The sequence below is a fragment of the Paracoccus sp. S4493 genome, assembly GCF_000967735.1.
In the GTDB taxonomy this organism is placed as follows: domain Bacteria; phylum Pseudomonadota; class Alphaproteobacteria; order Rhodobacterales; family Rhodobacteraceae; genus Paracoccus; species Paracoccus marcusii.
Window position 1 is genome coordinate 1 of record NZ_JXYF01000275.1, and the last position, 18,062, is coordinate 18,062.

The 18,062-nt window shown below is 58.3% G+C and carries 16 protein-coding genes and 2 pseudogenes; 11 read left to right on the forward strand and 7 right to left on the reverse strand.

Annotated features, from left to right (window positions below):
• Positions 1–183, forward strand: a pseudogene (locus TW83_RS17015) (recombinase family protein); the annotation flags it as partial.
• Between the two features lie 105 nt (positions 184–288).
• The gene (locus tag TW83_RS17020; RefSeq protein ID WP_045983974.1) at positions 289–1,452 is read left to right on the forward strand and encodes an ATP-binding protein; all 1,164 of its coding nucleotides are present in this window, start codon (positions 289–291) and stop codon (positions 1,450–1,452) included.
• 52 nt (positions 1,453–1,504) lie between these two features.
• Here TW83_RS17020 and TW83_RS17025 read toward each other — a convergent pair whose 3' ends face one another.
• Positions 1,505–2,197: a DnaA N-terminal domain-containing protein gene (locus TW83_RS17025; protein WP_045983975.1), complete on the reverse strand. Its 693-nt coding sequence runs from the start codon at positions 2,195–2,197 to the stop codon at positions 1,505–1,507.
• Between the two features lie 353 nt (positions 2,198–2,550).
• On the opposite strand from TW83_RS17025, the gene TW83_RS17030 reads away from it, so the two are divergent.
• Both TW83_RS17030 and TW83_RS17035 read left to right on the forward strand, forming a co-directional pair.
• Entirely contained in the window at positions 2,551–3,861 is a 1,311-nt protein-coding gene (locus tag TW83_RS17030; protein ID WP_157001731.1) for an AAA family ATPase, read from the forward strand.
• Positions 3,858–4,910, forward strand: coding sequence for a ParB N-terminal domain-containing protein (locus tag TW83_RS17035; protein ID WP_045983977.1), 1,053 nt, complete (start codon positions 3,858–3,860; stop codon positions 4,908–4,910). The genes TW83_RS17030 and TW83_RS17035 overlap by 4 nt, the downstream gene beginning before the upstream one ends.
• A gap of 418 nt (positions 4,911–5,328) precedes the next feature.
• Here the strand turns inward: TW83_RS17035 and TW83_RS22150 are convergent.
• A pseudogene (locus TW83_RS22150) lies at positions 5,329–5,486 on the reverse strand (recombinase family protein); the annotation flags it as partial.
• A 286-nt stretch (positions 5,487–5,772) separates the two neighbouring features.
• On the opposite strand from TW83_RS22150, the gene TW83_RS17040 reads away from it, so the two are divergent.
• Positions 5,773–6,972 (forward strand): helix-turn-helix domain-containing protein, encoded by a 1,200-nt coding sequence (locus tag TW83_RS17040; protein WP_045983978.1) that lies wholly within the window; start codon positions 5,773–5,775, stop codon positions 6,970–6,972.
• A gap of 728 nt (positions 6,973–7,700) precedes the next feature.
• On the opposite strand, the gene TW83_RS17045 is transcribed toward TW83_RS17040, so the two are convergent.
• Together TW83_RS17045 and TW83_RS20870 are read right to left on the reverse strand one after the other, a co-directional pair.
• Entirely contained in the window at positions 7,701–7,907 is a 207-nt protein-coding gene (locus tag TW83_RS17045) for a cold-shock protein (protein ID WP_045983979.1), read from the reverse strand.
• Positions 7,908–8,410: 503 nt separating this feature from the next.
• Positions 8,411–8,602: a hypothetical protein gene (locus TW83_RS20870; RefSeq protein ID WP_127899685.1), complete on the reverse strand. Its 192-nt coding sequence runs from the start codon at positions 8,600–8,602 to the stop codon at positions 8,411–8,413.
• A 343-nt stretch (positions 8,603–8,945) separates the two neighbouring features.
• Between TW83_RS20870 and TW83_RS17050 the strand changes: the two genes are divergently transcribed.
• The 4 genes from TW83_RS17050 (at position 8,946) to TW83_RS17060 (ending at position 11,735) form a co-directional block, all read left to right on the forward strand.
• The gene (locus TW83_RS17050) at positions 8,946–9,233 is read left to right on the forward strand and encodes a hypothetical protein (protein ID WP_045983980.1); all 288 of its coding nucleotides are present in this window, start codon (positions 8,946–8,948) and stop codon (positions 9,231–9,233) included.
• A gap of 112 nt (positions 9,234–9,345) precedes the next feature.
• Positions 9,346–9,822 (forward strand): hypothetical protein, encoded by a 477-nt coding sequence (locus tag TW83_RS17055; protein ID WP_045983981.1) that lies wholly within the window; start codon positions 9,346–9,348, stop codon positions 9,820–9,822.
• Between the two features lie 244 nt (positions 9,823–10,066).
• Entirely contained in the window at positions 10,067–10,219 is a 153-nt protein-coding gene (locus tag TW83_RS20875) for a hypothetical protein (protein ID WP_157001735.1), read from the forward strand.
• A 433-nt stretch (positions 10,220–10,652) separates the two neighbouring features.
• Positions 10,653–11,735, forward strand: a complete 1,083-nt coding sequence (locus TW83_RS17060) for an endonuclease/exonuclease/phosphatase family protein (protein WP_052714962.1) — start codon at positions 10,653–10,655, stop codon at positions 11,733–11,735.
• Positions 11,736–12,171: 436 nt separating this feature from the next.
• On the opposite strand, the gene TW83_RS17065 is transcribed toward TW83_RS17060, so the two are convergent.
• Together TW83_RS17065 and TW83_RS20880 are read right to left on the reverse strand one after the other, a co-directional pair.
• The gene (locus tag TW83_RS17065) at positions 12,172–14,058 is read right to left on the reverse strand and encodes a sodium:proton antiporter (protein ID WP_045983982.1); all 1,887 of its coding nucleotides are present in this window, start codon (positions 14,056–14,058) and stop codon (positions 12,172–12,174) included.
• Positions 14,059–14,625: 567 nt separating this feature from the next.
• Positions 14,626–14,871, reverse strand: coding sequence for a hypothetical protein (locus tag TW83_RS20880; RefSeq protein ID WP_139085776.1), 246 nt, complete (start codon positions 14,869–14,871; stop codon positions 14,626–14,628).
• Between the two features lie 594 nt (positions 14,872–15,465).
• On the opposite strand from TW83_RS20880, the gene TW83_RS20155 reads away from it, so the two are divergent.
• Together TW83_RS20155 and TW83_RS17070 are read left to right on the forward strand one after the other, a co-directional pair.
• Positions 15,466–16,104 carry a cell wall hydrolase gene (locus TW83_RS20155; RefSeq protein ID WP_157001737.1) on the forward strand — a complete coding sequence of 213 codons (639 nt, stop codon included), beginning with the start codon at positions 15,466–15,468 and terminating at the stop codon, positions 16,102–16,104.
• A 169-nt stretch (positions 16,105–16,273) separates the two neighbouring features.
• Positions 16,274–17,116, forward strand: a complete 843-nt coding sequence (locus TW83_RS17070; protein WP_045983983.1) for a hypothetical protein — start codon at positions 16,274–16,276, stop codon at positions 17,114–17,116.
• A 55-nt stretch (positions 17,117–17,171) separates the two neighbouring features.
• On the opposite strand, the gene TW83_RS17075 is transcribed toward TW83_RS17070, so the two are convergent.
• The gene (locus TW83_RS17075; RefSeq protein ID WP_157001740.1) at positions 17,172–17,666 is read right to left on the reverse strand and encodes a hypothetical protein; all 495 of its coding nucleotides are present in this window, start codon (positions 17,664–17,666) and stop codon (positions 17,172–17,174) included.
• Positions 17,667–18,062: the final 396 nt, after the last annotated feature.

An 18,062-nucleotide genomic window follows, 5' to 3' on the forward strand; every position in this document is an offset into this window, starting at 1 on the left:
CTGATTTGCGCAACATCGCCCATTGTTGCCGCAATCAAAGGCGCCGACGCAGGCATTACACTGCAGGCAATTTGTGAGCGTCTGGAGGCTATGCGAGAGAGGACACCCCGTGGGAGGACTAAATGGCAGCCCTCCTCCGTCAAGATGCTGCTCGGGCAAGCCGAAAAGTTGGGAATGATCTGATTGATCTTAGGAATACGCGCGCAGGCCATCGCAGATCAGCGATTTCTTCTTAGTTTCTCATTAGTAGCCTTGCAATTCTTCCATCTTGTGGAGTAATTGCAAGGTATGTATACGCGTCGAGCCAATCAGATCGTTCTGTCAGCCCTTGAAAATCAGGCGGCAGTCGTTCTTCTCGGTCCCCGGCAGGTAGGGAAAACAACTCTTGCTCTGTGGGTCGCCGAACAGCAACCGTCGGTCTATTTGGATCTGGAACGCAGTTCTGATCGACAAATCATGATCGAGCCCGATCTTTATCTGGATGAACAGGCGGGAAAGCTCGTCATTTTGGACGAGGTTCAGCAGCTTCCAGGACTGTTCAAAAGCCTTCGTGGTCAGATAGATACGCGACGTCGCCAAGGGTTTCGGACCGGACAGTTCCTGCTGCTCGGGTCAGCATCGAACGTCCTGTTGCATCAATCGGCAGAATCGCTTGCTGGACGCGTCCGCTATATTGAAATGCCGCCACTTCTTCTCGACGAAGTAGGTACGGATCGGCTAAACGAACTTTGGCTGCGTGGAGGGTTTCCCGACAGCTTCCAAGCCGATACCAATAAGACCAGCATGGACTGGCGCAAGGACTTCCTGCGCACCTATCTGGAACGAGATATCCCGGCCTTGGGTCCGCGAATCCCTGCAACCACCTTGCGCCGTTTCTGGACCATGCTGGCGCATGCGCAGGGCGGCCTGCTGAACGCCGCCGCACTGGCCGAGGGCTTGGGCGTCTCGGGCCAGACAGTCGGACGCTATCTGGACCTGCTTGTCGACCTGATGCTGGTCCGACGCCTTCAGCCTTGGCATGAGAATGTTGGCAAGAGACTGGTCAGGTCACCCAAGGTCTTTGTCCGGGATAGCGGTCTTGTTCACGCCCTGCTTGGACTAGAGACATTTGAAGACCTGCTGGGTCATCCCGTGGTGGGTGGGAGTTGGGAGGGGTTCTGCCTTGAGGCCCTCATTGCGGCTGCACCGGCGGGAACCGAACCATTTTTCTATCGGACCTCAGCGGGAGCGGAGGTTGACCTTGTCTTGCGGCTTCCGGGCGGCGGAACTTGGGCCATCGAAGTCAAGCGGACGACCACACCGAGGGTATCACGGGGGTTCCACCTGGCGGTTGCAGACATCAAGGCCGATCAAGGCGTTCTGGTCTATGCGGGGGAACATGATATCCCGGTGGCTCAGGGGCTAAGGGCCATGCCGCTGGCTTCGGTTCTGGAAACATTGCGGGGCCTTTGAAAAACTCATGACCGCCGTGTCGAAGTGGTGCAGCGGTCCGAAGGGAGGCCGCTCAGAATATGATCTCGACCTTTCTGATCGCGCCGAACTCACTGCTCGCCACGTCCTGCAAGCGCTTTTGATGATGCGTGACGATGTATTTTGCCACAAAGGAAGACGGCGCCCGAAGGCGTAGCGCTGTCTGCTCAAAATCCTCGAAAACCAAACCAGAGAACCAGCTTTTATAGAGATCTGGGTCCATGTCAGCCAGGCGCACGCATGTACGCCCCCATGCCGTTTTCTGCGGATCATCCGGCGCCATCATAGGACGAAAGTTAACCCGGACGACTGTCGGTCCGATGGCATCCGGGCATTGCCTGTTAGTATCCATCCTGGCAGCAAAATCCGGTCCAACCTCTTCCCAATGGGATTCACTTCTTCGATAGATCTCGCGCTGGTTCAGCCGATAGGCGGCTACCCGGCCCCGTACGCCCGGCCGAAGTTGAATAAGAATCTCGTTCTCTAACAGCCGCTTGATCTCTCGCTTGACGGTTCGTTCATCCACCGACCACATCCGTGCAAGGTCACGCTGTCCAACCGTCAGCTCGTCCAGCTTCCAGTTGTAGCGGGCCGTGACCAAGGCCACTAGGCGAAGCATGGAGGTTTGAAAGACGGCTTTTCCGTGGAGGCCGGCAATGGCCATAGCTGTCAAAAGGTCATATTTTTGAACCGAGGCGTGCGGCCCGGTGGATCTTGTCGCCTTCATTGCCGCCCCCTGGCATCTCTCTCGGCATCTTCGACCGATTCTGCTCATGCTATGAGAGTGATTAAAATCCTGCAATCTGTCAACGAGTAACTAAAAGCGCGATTAGCGCTGACGTCCACTCAGATTGATGAAAATCTGGTTATATAGGTTATAGGTGACAGCTTGGGTGTCACCTTATCGGCGTTCTGGTGTCACCGAAACGGTACCATGCTGGTCAAATATGTCCCCGTATCCGTCCGAAATCGCGTTCTTAGATGGACTTCCCTAACAATGGCAAAACGCAGAACGCCGGATTTGCTTTTCCGGCGTTTCGCGTTATTCAGAAGGGGAAGCCATAAAACGCGAGCCGAGACATGCGGGACCATACTCATCTTCAAGGAATGAACGAACGCAGCCTTGCACAGCAGGCAGCAGTCAGGAAGGCAACGTTCTCACCTTCCGAAAAAAAGACCCTACGGCCCTTCTCGATCTGGGAAATCAGTCAGTTCATGTTTGACATCCCGGCGGACACGCTTCGCAAAAAGCTGGCGGATGATCCCTCCTTGCCACAGGGGATCGTGGAAGAGGACGGACGTCAGCGCTGGTTCACCCTGAATGAGATCAATGAGCTGCGCCGCAGGCTGCGCTTTCGTGGGAAGACTTTGATGCCAAAGCGCCCGCCTGGACGCGCGATGCGGATTGCGGTCTCCAACTTCAAGGGCGGTGTGGGCAAGACGGTGGTCGCCCATCATCTGGCAAATGGCGCCGCACTGGACGGTTATCGCGTGTTGGTAATCGACTTTGACCCCCAGGCCACGCTGACCCATTCGATGGGTCTGGTCGAGGTCAAGGAATGGAATACTGTTTGGGGGATCATGTGCCGTGACCTGTGCCGCGAGGCCGACCGCATTGTAGCCGCATATGACGACCCGGCCGACTGCCCCTACCCTTCCTCTGACGAACTGCCCGAAGATGTCCAATCCATCGGTGCACAACGCGCACAGGACTTTATTCAGAAAACCGCTTGGTCGACGATCGATGTAATTCCCAGCTGCGCGAATGCTGCCTTTGTCGAATTCGCAAGTGCGCAGTATCGGGCACTTCATAAAGCCTGGAGCTTTTTTGGCTGCATTTCCAGATATCTCGATGAACTTCCCGATGACCAGTATGACATCATCATTTTCGACTGCCCTCCGGCCATCGGCTATCAATCCCTCAACGCTGCATTCGCTGCCGACATCCTCTACGTGCCTTCGGGTCCGGGGTACTGGGAGTACGACTCGACCACCAGCTATCTGGGCCAGTTAGGCGACGCGATGGAGGATATTTCTTCTGGCTTCGCGACGCTGGCCCAGGATGCCGGGATCAGTCTGCCGAAGAAATTCGATGACGTCAGGCTGCTAATGACCCGTTTTGAGGCGTCGAACCCACTACATATCGCGATGATGGATGCCTTCCGGAACGTCTTTGGCGATGATGTTTGCAAGAATGCCATCGAGATGACGCGGGCTGTCGAGCAGTCCGGGCGTTTCCAGCAATCGGTCTATGAGCAGGACTATCGACAGATGACCCGTGAAACATGGAAGCGCGCCAGACAGAGCTTTGATACCGCCTATATTGAGTTCCGAGAGACCGTGCTTCGCGCATGGGATGGCAAAAACAGCAATGGGGGTACGGGTGCATGAGCGGGAAAGGAAAGTTCGGTTTCGAGCCCTTGGAGCCAGCCAGCGTCAAGCCGCGCAAGCGCGAAGTTGGACCGATGGGTGCGGCGGTTCGCGAAGCCGCGGGAAGCCTTGCCGAAAGCACGGAGACCTTGGTCGAGCAGCGCCGTCAGAATGCGTCAGATGCCAAGGCCTTCAGGACAGCGCAGGGCGAAGGCCGGGTGCTCGAGATAATCCGTGTCGACGACATTAGGACTGACGACCTTCCACGCGACCGTATCGATCTTGCGGCGACCGCGGGTTCTGACGAGATGGAGGAACTTAAAGCGTCCATTCGTGCCCGGGGGCAGAAAGAGCCGATTGAGGTCTTCAGAACCAATGCAGGGTTTCAGTTGAAGAAGGGCTGGCGACGTTTGACGGCTTTGAAACAGCTGTGGCAAGAGACCGGCGATACGCGCTTCGCGGTCGTGACGGCGCGGGTTTCGTCAGGTCCAGCGGATCGGATCGACCTCTACATCGACATGGTCGAGGAAAACGTCATCCGTGAGGACCTGAGCTTCGCCGAGATGGCGCAGGTGGCCATCACTGCGGCGGCTGATGCTGGCATGGAAGGGCAGGAGGCCGATGTTCTTGTGGGTCGGATCTTTGCATCGCTTCACAAGATGAAGCGATCTTACATCCGAAGCTTTGTTTTCTTGCTGCAGGAACTTGGCGATGTATTGCCTTATCCCAAAGCGATCTCGCGCAATTTGGGGGTCGAGGTTGCCAGGAGGATCCAGGCCTCCCCCGAAGTCTCAGTGTCCCTCCGAAATGCTCTAGCATCGGTCAGGTCGGCGGAAGAGCAAACCGAGGTGCTGTCACGGCCACCGGCCGCTTTGGCAGGTCGGGGCACTCCGGGGCGCGGGGCCGATCAGAAGAAGGCGGTGAAGTACGAATTTCACGTCGGTGAGGCAAAGGTAACAGCGCGGAAGGGTGAATGCAGAATTCTTTCTGGCACCGACTTTTCTTCGATCGACAGGAAGCGCCTTCAGAGCGCAATTGAAGCATTTCACAAGGTGTTGGATGAGAAGTAACCCGCGGGTTACGCGTCGATCTGAATGCGCGTAACCCATGGGTTACAGTTGGCGTGCAGGTGTTAAGGCGGTGGCTTATCGGCGGATCATCTGCGCCGACCAAATTTACTCAATTCTATTGTGGCATCGGCACTGGCATATTGGCGGTCGCCTGTACAAACCACCCAGCACCGCTTGGGCGTCGATTGGGAAGCGGAGATCCTTCTGGGTCAAGGCTGAAATGCACAATCTACGCCCAACCAAGCCCAGCAGCCGAACTCTTCGCACGCATACTGTTGCGGCGGTGCCCGAGCGAGGTGTTGAGCCCCAGATAATACAAATACAGCCTACGAGTCTGCTGTAGCCGGTCAGGTGACACGTTCCGCTGGCTTTCCGCTTCGGGCATCGGCGCTGCCTAAGCCTGCGAACGTATCTACTATATCTTCATTAGCAATCGCGCCAGCACAGGACACGTGCGGTCACCGCCCGAGGCTTGTTCCTCAAGAACCAAGGCACAGCCTGCGGCCTTCAAGCCCTGAACCTGGGGCACGGGGTCTGATCCTCGGTCGAGACGCGGGCGTAGCCGACAAGAGGCATTTAGGACCGTATTGCAATATCACGAGTCGTCAATAACCGACCGTTTGCAAACAGATGCAACGCCGATATCTGCGTCTGCCGTACGGATGCGCAGAGCCACTGCGTCCAGCAGGGGACGGAAATGCGCGCCTTCCTGCGCTCTCTGGGCCGTATTCCAACGCCTTCGGGATCTCATTTGCCTGAGTGGCGGGATGGGAGTGACTTCAGCCAACATCTGAAAGTACTAGGCAACTGCAGAATGCTGACGATATGCTAAACTGTTGGCTACATAATCATGGTTTATCAGATGGATGTCGGATCGCTTCTTCTGAGTGCCGAGACCCACGCAGCGAGGGTCGAAGGCATCCTCTTGGCCGACCCCGCCCTGGCTGCTCTGTGGCGGATGGAGACGAGCCTTCTGGAGGCTGCCGCCTCGGTCGGCCTCGAAGGCGAGCGCATCTCCACGCAGGGGATGGTGCTGCGTCTTACCAGCGGCACCGCGATGGACGAGGATGCTCGGGCGGCCGAGATGGCCCTGAAGGTCTTGACCGTCATCCGGCGACCCGGGGATCCGTTCGGCGCGCCGGTCGCGGCCCTGCGCCGGATCGAAGCGGCCGCCGCGCCCATCGGTCAGACACGCGACGAGGGCGATCGCCTCGAGGATGCGGAGCTGCCCCTGGTCGTGGAGGCCGCTCGCGCTTGGTCCCACGTTCCGATCCTGGCGGGATGGCGCGCGGCGGCCAGCTATGCCTTCCGTTCCCGACGGAGCAGCCCGGTGGCCGAGCGGCTGGTCTTCATGGCCGTGGAGGGTGCCGCGCGGCATCTGCAGGGGCTGTCTCCTGATAAAAGGGTCGACCGCGATGAGCTGGACGAGAGGGCAGGGGGCCTGCTGATGCCGGCGGCGGCCGGGTGGATCGTGCCGCCCTCCGTGTCGCTGACCCGCACCGGCTTCCGGGTCTGGTCGCCGGTGACCGGGTTGGCCTCGTTCCTGGAGGCAACCACGCGGAGCCTCTCTCATGATCTCGGTCATCTGGGGACCCTGCGCCACGAGCTGGCGCGTCTCTCGGCCATGACGTCGTCTGCACATGGGCGGTCGCGCCTTGTCGACCTGATCGCCTATCTGAAGGCGCAGCCGGTCATCAGTTCGGCAATGGTCATGGATCAACTGGGGGTGACCCGCCGGACGGCCCTGACCCTGATCGGCGAGCTCGTCGATGCTGGCTGCCTCAGCAACCTCACCGCCCGAAGCACCTCCCGGTTCTGGGCGCTGCCGTCCCTCGCCGCGCGGATGGGACATGCGGGAGGGGCGGGGGCGGTTCGGGGTGATGTATTCGTCAGCCGCGAGGGGCCGAGCGAACGCATAAAGCCGATCGGTGCCTTGGAGCGGATAAAGGGAGGGCGCGACGAGGCCCAACTGGACCGGATCATGGCGGAGCTCGATGCCGCGATGTCGGGGGTCGATGATGTCGTGCGGCGGGCGGGGGGTCGAGAGCGGAAAGAAGAGTAGGGCAGCTCATATCCCAACTGCCTGCGTGTCCGAAGAAACGGAGGCAAGACTAATTAGCGGTGTGCCGTTCTGCCGATACCTTGCCCGAACTCTTGGATGCCGGTACGCCCCTCTTGGGCGATCCATATCCGATCAGGAGCATGACGCCCACAAAGTGATCGGCATGACACCGCGTGCAGATCCAGTCGGCGTTGAGCTCGCCTTTGCAGACCAGGCACGGATCATCCTCGACATCGAAGTCGAGCGGAAATGGGACAGGGACTATCGCAATGCCGCACATGGTCTGTCTCACTGAGGGTATGTTGTTGACTATACCAGCTATAGTTCACCGGAACTGACAGCTCCGCGACATAGGTGCGAGGTGCTGCTCTTGGCGACGATCCGCTCCAGTGTCGGGTTCACGTCGTCGCCGTACTACTGGAACCGCACCTCCGGCGCCGGGCAATACGCGAACTGCCCAAACGTCCTGAGCTGTCTGCCTTGACGTCTCTGATTTAACGGGTACGCGACAGTTGCGTCGAGTCAGTTAGTTGAACCACGCGGCGCGGGCCATGCCGTCATCATCCGACCATTAGCGCCAAAAGGGCAAGGTTCTGACTACAATGGAGACGCGATATGCCAACGGTGATCCGATGCAGACAAAGGGGCGACCCGAGCACGGGTCGCCTGCAAACAATTTTGGCCGCGCAGCAAAGTCAGCTGATACTCGCCGGTGCCGCCGGCAGCATTCACACTAACTGAAGGTCGATCGCGCTGGTCTTGCCGCCGCGACCTGTTTCCAGCTCGTAGGACACAGCTGCCCCGTCTTTCAGGGTCTGCAAGCCAGCGCGCTCAACGGCCGAGATGTGGACGAAGACATCCTGCGCGCCGCCTTCCGGTTGGATGAAGCCGTAGCCTTTGTCCGCATTGAACCACTTGACCGTTCCTCTGGGCATTTCATTCTCCAAGACAATTTCTGATGCAGCGACATTCGGCGATCACGTGCGATCCGGCAAGCCGCCGATTTGGCTGCCGGTCCGAACCAAGGCGTCGCGTGCCGCGGTGGGTGCCAAGCTGGATAGATGCAGGGAGGATAGCGGCGGCCGAGTCCAGGCGCGCAAGAATTCGGACAATGGTGTCAGACCCACAGTCCGGAGTTTGCCTCGAACGGCGCAGAACCTTACCTTCAGATCGGAAGCGTCAACACGCGTTGGTCTTCTAGACGATGCTTATCTGTCGGCCTTGGTAGCGGAGGGTTTCGGAACAGCTGTTGTGGGGGAAGGCCCCGCTCGGTTGGAGGGAGTTGCCGAGCGGGGCCGGGTGACAACAGGGAATGCTGTCGAGTTCAACCTATAGGAGAATCAATAATCTCGCGATTCCTTAAATTGTACCGACACGCTTTCATGTTCAAAGGCCCGCCGAGCGGGCGGGCCTTGACGTCAACGCATGGTCACTTTGGTCAGGTCTTGCTCTTATCAATCAAGCCAGGCTTGGTTGGGTCTTCCGCGACTGCGGCGTTAGGGCGGTTGCCGCCGGGTACAGCAGGGTCCTTCTCATCTAAAACATGGTCAGGCACTTCGGGGTGTCGCTCCGTCTTTGCGGCCTCTTGAACTTGATCGGTAGGTGTCGGTTTCGGTTGGTCTTGCGTCATGACATGGTCCTCCTGCACCTCAACAGATGACTGGATCCAATGTTCCGCAAGGTAGCTTGCCAAGTCTGACCGTTATCCTGACATTTGCCGGGTATACTTCTTCATCCAGGCCCTATCGAAAATCGCATTGCCAAACCTGCTTGATCTGGAGGCTTGGTTTCTCGATCTGTTCGCCTGAACCCTTGACCGCGAGTTTGCCGGTATCGATGATCTCTCACCGAAGAACGCGCGCCGGTCGGACAAGAAGACCGATGCTTGCCGCGGAACTCACACTGCCAACGAAGGTTCGTCTTTATGTTAAAGGCGCGACATGGCCGCGTGATCGTAAGGGACTGACCTCGGCATGAAATACGCATTGATCGGCTTGCTTGCTCTTGGGGGGTGCACAACACCGCCCGTTTCCGATTTCGGCACCGCTGACGAACATTTCTACAAGGGCAATGCGTGGTATATCGCCGATCGCCGCGGCCAATTGGAGGTCGCCTTGATGGCTGTCGGGATCGAGGATCCGGAAATCGAGTATCGTGGGGCCGCCCGCGACTACCTCCTCAGCAATCAGCGCATATGCTCAGTCAGCCCCGGTCGCCCAGGTGGCGAGGGGCGGTACCTGTTCAGCTACTCTTGCCGCTGATGAACATCGCGCGCACCAGTTCAGTGGAAGAGGTGTAGCCACACCGAGCGGCACTCCCGCGATACCGAGCAATCCACCTCTTTATCATGAGTATCAGATCGAGGCTCCCGGCATGATCCGCATCCTCACCTTCGCAGCGTTTGCCGCCTTGTCGTCGACGCTTTCATATGCGCAAGAAGCCGCCCCCTATCTCGATGATCGGTCCACTGCGGACCGGGTGGTGGCGTCGCTTTATAATGCCATAAGCAGGCAGGAGTACCTTCGCGCGCACAGCTACTTTGATCCCAGAACTGCTCCGGACCTGGCCGCCTTCCGTGAGGGTTACGCCACCACCCAAAGCGTCCGTCTGCGCCATGGAAAGGTCATCGCCGATGGGGCTGCTGGCACGCTGCACTTCGCTGTTCCTGTTGCGATCGAAGCGGTGACCACCGACGGGACCACCGTGTACACCGGCTGCTATCGTCTCAGCCAGGTCCAACCCGCCGCCCAGGAACTTCCGCCGTTTCGGCCTATCGACATCGATAGTGGAGAGCTGTCGGCATCAGACACGTCGTTCGACACCGCCATGGGCATATGCGACCTGCAGTGAGGTATCAGGCATGAACCGTATAACCGACCGCACGGAGGCCGTGACGGCACATGCCGCCAACGTCGCCTCTGTCACAGCGGATGGTGGGATCATCGCACGTGTCGTACTTCATCTCGGCGATCGACGGTCATTTTGCTTGGTCTGAGCGCGTTTCCGCCAGAATCTCAACTTGCGGTTAATCAGTGCAACCACGACGTGCGCTGCATGTTGATGCCGGTGAAATAGAAAATCAACGGAGACAACCGTGCGGGACAACGTGATCATGGCCATCGCCTCTGAAGACGAACTCGATATGATCGTTTCAGCTCTTGCTGCATATCGCCACAACACCCGGTATCGGGCTCTTTACGAAAAGCTCATCCGGCAACAGGATCAGTTGTACAAGCTCGCCGGTTGATAGAAGCCACGCTCTAGCATTGGGCCGGATCGAGATGCAGCGCGGCTATCCACTGACTTAAAAACCCCCAGCATCCTTGTTACGGAATGCAGAAATAGCGCCACTGAAATCGTTGAGCGCGATTTCGTCTGGTTTAGCCGCAATCAGACAGATCAGCTGATGCGTCTGCCGCAGGTTTGTCGTGTGTCCAGCCGAGGCGTCTGAGCTGCGAATTCGCGCGCCTCACGACTTTGGGATCGAATGGTGGGCTATGCCCGCCACTGCATGTCGCGAGGCCAATGTCAGTTACGATATGGACCTCGGTGCATGATATCATTGAAACCGCCCCGATGCCTGCGGGACAGCGTCAATTCCAGGGAACATAAACGACGTGTCCATCCTTGAGGGGAGCCACTCCTACACGCCTGCCCGATGCACCCTGGGGAAGCTAAGAATGTCGATGCATATCCTCCGCCACGCAGCCCCCCTTGTCGTGTGGCCTCTGGCGATCCTGACCGTCTGCGTGACGATCCTTCCACTGTGGAACACGAACGAATGGTGGGTGCGGGCAATGGGCTTTCCCCGCGTTCAGATCCTTGTCGCCAGCCTCTTCCTGATGATCGGCGCCCTGTTCCTAAACCGACCCGCACGTTGGGTAATCCTGTTGGCGATGGTCGGAGTCTGCAGCTATCAGGCATGGCGGGTCTATCCCTATACGCCGCTGGCATCTCCGGAGATGGCCTTTGCAGAGCCGGCGCCAGACGCTGTCAGGGTCATCACAGCCAACGTCCAGATGGGCAACACGCGGTATCAGGACGTCATCGAGATGATCAACCGCTATGATCCGGACATCCTGCTGCTCCTGGAAACAGACGCGACTTGGCTCGCCGAACTCCAGCCGATGCTGTCGCGGTATCCGACCGTCGTGCGCCAGCCGCAGAGCAACTACTACGGCCTGGTGTTTGCCACCCGGCTACCGGTCGATGAGGCCCGGGTCATCCAACTGACGAACGACAGAACGCCATCTCTATTCGCGCGCCTGAGAAGCCCCGGCGGACAGCCGTTTCATTTCCTGGGTCTGCATCCACGACCGCCGATCCCCGGGGAAGACACAAACGACCGCGACCGCCAGATCTATGCCGCAGCAAAGTTTGCGGAGAGCGACGACATGCCCGTGGTGGCGATGGGCGATTTCAACGACGTGGCCTGGTCCGAGACCTCGCAGACGTTCAGACGGGTCGGTGGTTACCTCGATCCCCGCATTGGTCGCGGCTTCTATGCCAGCTTCGATGCGAACAGCTGGTTTCTTCGGTTTCCGCTGGATCAATTCTACGCAACGCCCGACATTGCCGTCGTCTCGATCGAGCGTCTGGATCATGTCGGCTCGGACCATTTCCCGATGGCCGCCACGTTTCGCGTGGATCCTGGCCTTGCCGCCAGGCTCAATATCCAGCCCCGTCCCCTTACCGAGGAAGATCGGGACCTGATCGACGATCTGGACCTCGAGAGTGCAGAAACGCTGGTCAGGGAGAGGTAGGTGCCGCTCAGCGCCGGCGGCAGGTCCAACGGCAAAGCGGCACGAGTGTACTCTGCTTGATATCCGGGTCGCCCCGTCCGCGCCGGCGCCGATCGCGGAACTCAGAGCGTTAACAGATCGAGTTCAACGACAAGCAGGTCAATCACCCGAACCACGTGATCCTCGCCAACCCCGACCTGGAGACGATCTGGAAAAAACCGCCTGTTCCCGGGCGGTGCCCTTCACGAAACCCGACCTGCCGACCTCTCGCCACCATGTTTAAGTCTACCATAAGGCTGACCTTCCACACAGCCTCGGCTCAAAGCGCCTATGCTACGCGGACCGAGGACGGTGCGCATTGATGAGGATAGCCAATTGAAAGGTATCCGCTTGACTGGAGAGGCGAAACAGCCTGCCGACAAGCAAGGGGGGCTAATTCCGTGCGATACGTAAAATGCTAGCTCCCAGATTGCTGCGTGCTTTGATGATCTTTTACAATTTCGGTCGCCTCAGCAGCAGATTGTTTGTGCTGCTTACCAGAGTTTCCTGATTGCTCTGGCGGCACGAATGCCGTGATCCAATCCTGCGGCTGTGCCGAGAACGGCACATCCTCCCCGACAAAGCACAACTCGCCTTTGCTGATGGTCAGGATGGGAACGGCATTCGGCCGGTCAGCGCGCCAGTCATCTGCATCGTACTCCTCCGTAAGGCGGGTGCTGCGAATGGCCCATCCTTCGGCAATGCGCTGGTTGACAGTCTCGAATGTCGGCCTTCCTTCCAGACGCTGACCACCCAGTTGGGCGGGCAGGGCGTGGCGTGAGTCTTCGCGAACCCTGCTCAATTGCCAAACATGCTCTCGGCCAAGATCAGGGCCCATATCCGTCGCGACCAACGTATTGTAGGCGTCGTTATCGGATGCAACGAGAACGGTAGAGTAGGCAACGAATTCTACCTTGTGTTCGGCGACTTCGCCCAAGATATCACCGTGATAGGTTGGGATGCCCGCCTGCCGCGCGTGGTTCAGATGTTGCCGATTGGTGTCGGCAATCAATGTGCCGACATCCGCGCGCTGCAATGCCTGTGCCAGTGATAAGGCAAAGGGTGACCCGCCGACGATCAACAAACCCGGTCGTTCCGGACCGGACAGGCCCAGCTTGCGGGCAAGCGGTGCGAGCGTGAACCCGTGAATGATGACCGTCGCGAGGACGATGATGAAGGCAAGCGGTGCAAGGGCTGCCCCATCGGGAATCCCTGCCTCGACCAATTTCTCCCCGAAAAGTCCGGAAACGGCCACCATGACCACGCCGCGCGGTCCTGTCAGGGCAATCAGCCAGCGCTCGTTCATCGGCAGGGCGGTTCCGATCAAAGGCAAAAGCACCTGCAAGGGGCGTGCCAAGGCAACGGTGAACAGAACAAACAGCGCTGCGCGCCATGTCAGCCCTCCTAGGGTCGAAAAATCGAGGGAGGCGGCCATCAGGACGAATACTCCTGACACGAGGAGGATCGTCGCATGTTCTTTGAAGCGATGAATTTCCGTGTAGGACGACAGTTTGGCGTTTGCCAAAACCATTCCCATGATGGTCACAGCCAGCAGGCCTGTCTCATGCAGGATGGTGTCGGTGACGGCAAAAACGGCCAAGACCGCTACGAACAGAACGGGTACTTTCATATACTCGGGGACGAATGCTTTGCGGAACGCCACTGCCATTCCGGCCCCTACGGCCCATCCTGCAAAGGCTGCGAAGCCGATGCCCGAGCCTATCGTCCAGATAGCTGCGCCCGCCGACAATCCTGTCTCAAGAACAAGCACGACCTCAAGCAGCAATACCGCGATCAGGACGCCGATGGGATCATTCAGGATGGCTTCCCATTGCAGGATCCTGGCGGGCCGAGCACGCAGCTTTGCCTGGCGCAGCATGGGCGCGATGACGGTCGGTCCCGTGACAACCATAACGCCCCCGAACACTGCCGACGCTTGCCACGAAAGGCCCACTGCCAGCCATAGCACGCCGGCTGACAGGGCCCAGCCCAAGGGTGCGCCAAGATATACCAATCTTTGGACAGGGCCCCGTGCATCACCCAAATGATGGTGTGTCAGGGTCAATCCGCCTTCAAAAAGGATGATCGCGACTGCAACGGAGATCAGTGGGCGATATATCGGCCCCAGATCACGTTCGGGCAGAAACCAGCCCATGACCGGCCCCACCAGCAGACCGACGCCCAGCATCAAAACGATCGCCGGCAAGCGAAGCCTCCACGCAAGCCATTGCGCGCCGACGCCAAGCACGCCAACCAAGGCCACGACCTGTACAGGTGTCAGCCCTTGCATGATTTCGCCTTCCATGATGTCCCTTTACGCTGCCGCAATGGTAAGCCGCTGCACAGAAGGCAGTTCCTTGAGGCGAAGATCCTTTGGATGATCATGTTGAACCGGCAGCAATAAGACCGTGACAGCGCGCTACATCGTCGAACAATGTCCTAGCCAAGTCAGGCTCAGACGAGCCACGTCCCGTAGTCACTGCGCAACTCTAGTGTTTGGGTAGGCGTGGTGGACGCATACGCCAACAGGGTGAGATGAACGGACCCGTGCGACCCAACTGAGCTTGCAGACCCGCATTGATTACAAACGCAAGATATCATTAGCAATGGCTTCGGGGGCAATGCCTCGGCCTTCGATGGTGATCCTGTTTTCGTTTGCGAAATCGATGACCACGCCCAGGGCAGTCTTATGGACGTCCTTGATAGAGAACCGGGGCACCGACCGCGGCAGCACTGTGTCACCGATCATAAGGCGATCGATCCCGATCTGATATCCGGCGATCCTTTTACCTCCGTTGCCTGTGTGGAAAGCGAACGTGTCGACACCGGCGCCGCCAGCAAGAAGGTCATATTCTTGGCCGCCGATCAGGGTCTAGTTTCCGCCGCCCTCCTGCAAGGTGTCGGCGCCCCAGCCTCTCATCAAGCTATCACCGTCTGCCAGGCTGTCATTTCCGCAACCGCCGATCAGCGTGTTCGGCCCGGCGCAACCACTTAATGTGTCGCAGCCGCCTCCTCTCCAAAGCAGGTCGTAGCCCGAAGCCCCGTTGATACTGTTATTTGCGCGCGGGTCGAGCGTGACGCCGCCCTGCCAAAACCGATAGGCATTCGCCGCGGTCATTCACGATACATTTAGTGCAGGTCAGGCAGGGTTCTTTGGGAGGAGCAACGGTCTAGCCAGCAATTTGACGACGCAGTTGTCTCCCGTGGAACCAATCCGCATCGCAGTGAGCCTAACACTCGTAAATGTTGTGCGTGCTCGGGTATGGGTTTGAGTTGTGCCTAAAGGCGAGGCCATTTTTCCGTTGATTGAGAGCTGCGGCTTCTTTTGCTCGGGCTTTGACCGCGGCAGTTCGTCGATCCTGCATAGTATAACACCCATTAGTAGCTGTTCAGGCGCCAAGCCCAGCTGCGCCGCCCGCGTTCTGTAGATGCCGATCTCTCCACGGGCAGCGCAAATGTGGCACTTCCGCATTTCAGTTTGCTGACGCCAAGCATCGACACGGTCCACGAAGCGAAAATGGAACACAACTGCGTCGATCACCGTTCCTTATGCAATCAAGGGAACATGCCAATGGTTCAGGCACAGTCTGTAGCATTAACTGTCCTTATTGCCTAATGCTCTGCAGAAGCTGTTGTATCCGTTACACGGGAACAGCTGTGGACCGGCGAGACATCAAGCTTCTATGCGCCCAATGGCAGCTTTGGCGCGCCAGTGCATTCTGCTTCTGAAGCCGTCTATCACGGAAAAACAGCAATTGGGCCAAACCGTATTCAACAAGCAACGGCTGATCCTGAAGAGTCCGGCTTTGATAACAGCGGTCTGACACTCGAGGTCGCCATCGCTCCTCTACCACGTCCTGCCGAGGTAATGACATTTCGTCCTGCCCCTAGACCTGCAACCCCCGCCGAGATCGTCAGGGGAGCTGCAATCCCTCCACCTCCACCATCCTTGCGCAACGCCAGCGATCTTTCCTGCATTGCCGTCGCGATCTATCATGAGGCACGTGATCAAGAAGAATTCGGGCAGCGCGCGGTAGCCTCCGTCATCCTGCAACGGGCTGCAATTCCTCACCGGTGGGGAGATAGTGCATGCGAAAACGTTGTTCCGACGCAGTTCAGTTTTATGACATCACGCTATGAATATCCCAAAATCGAAGATACTGATTCTTGGAGAAAAGCGGTGAGCATTGCAGCAGAAGTTCTCGTGAATGGCCCGCTGCCGGAACTGCATGGGGCAGATCACTATCACACCACCGCCGTGTCGCCCAAATGGGCTCCCAAAATGGTTCGGATCCGGTCGATTGACGATCACATATTCTATGTGGACCCGCACTCATATTCAGCTCTTTAAGGCATTTGTCCGGTTTTCTGCGCCTGTATAACACCGCTTCCGTGCGACTTGTCATGAGCGCACCTTCGGCATCCATGACAGTTCGAGGTAAGGTCGTGTCTGCCGTATGAAGGTGGTATATCGATCATTGCCACGATCATTGTTGAGAGTATCGCCACAGAAAGTAACCATGGATGATTTCCCAATGCTGATTTTGACCGGTGCGGCACTGGTGCTTGTCGCGTTCTACGATTTCTTACGCACGACAATCAGTCTTAGCGGAACAGGGTTTCTCAGCCGTGCCGTTGCTGAAGGACTCTGGCGCTTGGGATCAAAGTTGACCTTGGTTTTGGAACAAATGACTGGGGTTTCCATCCGTGGATTATTGGGGCCTGTTATCCTGTTGGCAGTTGCAGGAACCTGGGTACTGCTTCACCTCTGCGGCTATGTGCTGATCCTGCGCGGCGGCCTCTCCCTGGTGCAGACCGATACTGGGGAACCGGCCACATGGGTACAAACAGTGGCATTTGCAGGTTCGACGCTTTCCACCTTAGGAGCTTCGACGGTCCAGGTAACCGGTGGATGGTGGGATATCCTGTCGATGGTTGCCGCCATGAATGGGATGATCCTGCTAACACTGGCTGTCAGCTTTCTCCTGAACATCCTTCAAACCACGAACAGCGCCCGAACATTTGCCAGTCGTTTTCACGCTATAAAAGCAAGAGAGCCAGACGGTGATATATCAAGTCGACTTGAAGGGCTTGGCAGCGATCTCACCAGTGTGGTTGTCATGCTGACCGCGTCCCCTCTGCCGAGATTTTTTGTACCCAGTGACTCTACCATGGATTTTCCCAAGACAGTCGTCGAGCTATGCAATTTGATCGAGACTGGCACACTTGCCACCACATCCGAAATCGCAGCCGCCATCAGGCTCTTGGGGCGGCATTTAGGAACTTCGCTCGACCAGAACGAGGTCGTGGCAGCCCGTATGTGGGCCGTGCGTCATACAATTCCGCAAACGAATAGAACGTGATATGTAAAGGTCTGCCTGCGGCAAATGCGGGCTCTCCCGCTGTGCTGTACTGTATTTAGTAGACTTGTTTAAGCGGCGCTTGAGTGAGGTAGAAGTCTCGACGACCTGACGCTCTTTCGCCGACAGCTCGTGCTCTGCCCCCTGGAAACTGGACCGTTTGAAGCTGGAGTTTTCGGTTAACCTTCCCTGGCTGGGAGAGGAGCGGATAACGATGAAAGCATCGAGGTTCACGGAGGCGCAAAAAGCGTTTGTCCTGAAGCAGGGCCGTCACCACGCCCATCGCGATGGCAGGCGTGACGAAGACGTCGATGCGGCCCGAAAAGACAAAGACGTTACCGGTGACCCACCACACCAGGCCGGTGACGCTGGCGATGATCAGCGGCTTGGACGATGCCGTCAGGATCCCGGTGGCGATCTGCCCGCGGGCGTGATGGCGCAGCACCTTGAGCGTGCGGTGCACGATCCAGCTGAGCAGCACCGCAGCCGCGATCAGGATGGGCAGGCCGATCCATTCCCATCGCATCAGGCCACCAAGCGTCTTTTCCCGCATGCTTGGTGGCAGCGTGTGCGGCGGCGTAACGGCGCATCAGGCGCGGTTCCGCGACCTGCGCGCGGTGCTAGGAATGAGGGGTGGCGTGTCGGGACGACGATGCATGGGCGGGCCTTTCCTTGTGTTCTGGGCCCGTAATCGAGCAGGGGTCCAACAAGGGGATGGCACGAATGTTCCAGCCCTTTGCCTCATCGCCCCGACGGCAGGTCACGTCACCCACGGCCCGGCAGCGGCACCCCCCTGTCGTGACAGCAGTCGGGGACAGGCCGGGCAGACACAGGTCACCCGTTTATGTCCGATCGTCGGCGGCGGCGGAACGGTGCGACAGGGCAACGGTCGGGCAGGGCATCGATTGCGCAAGGAACCCCGGTCGCGCTGATCGCCTTACGTCTGCAC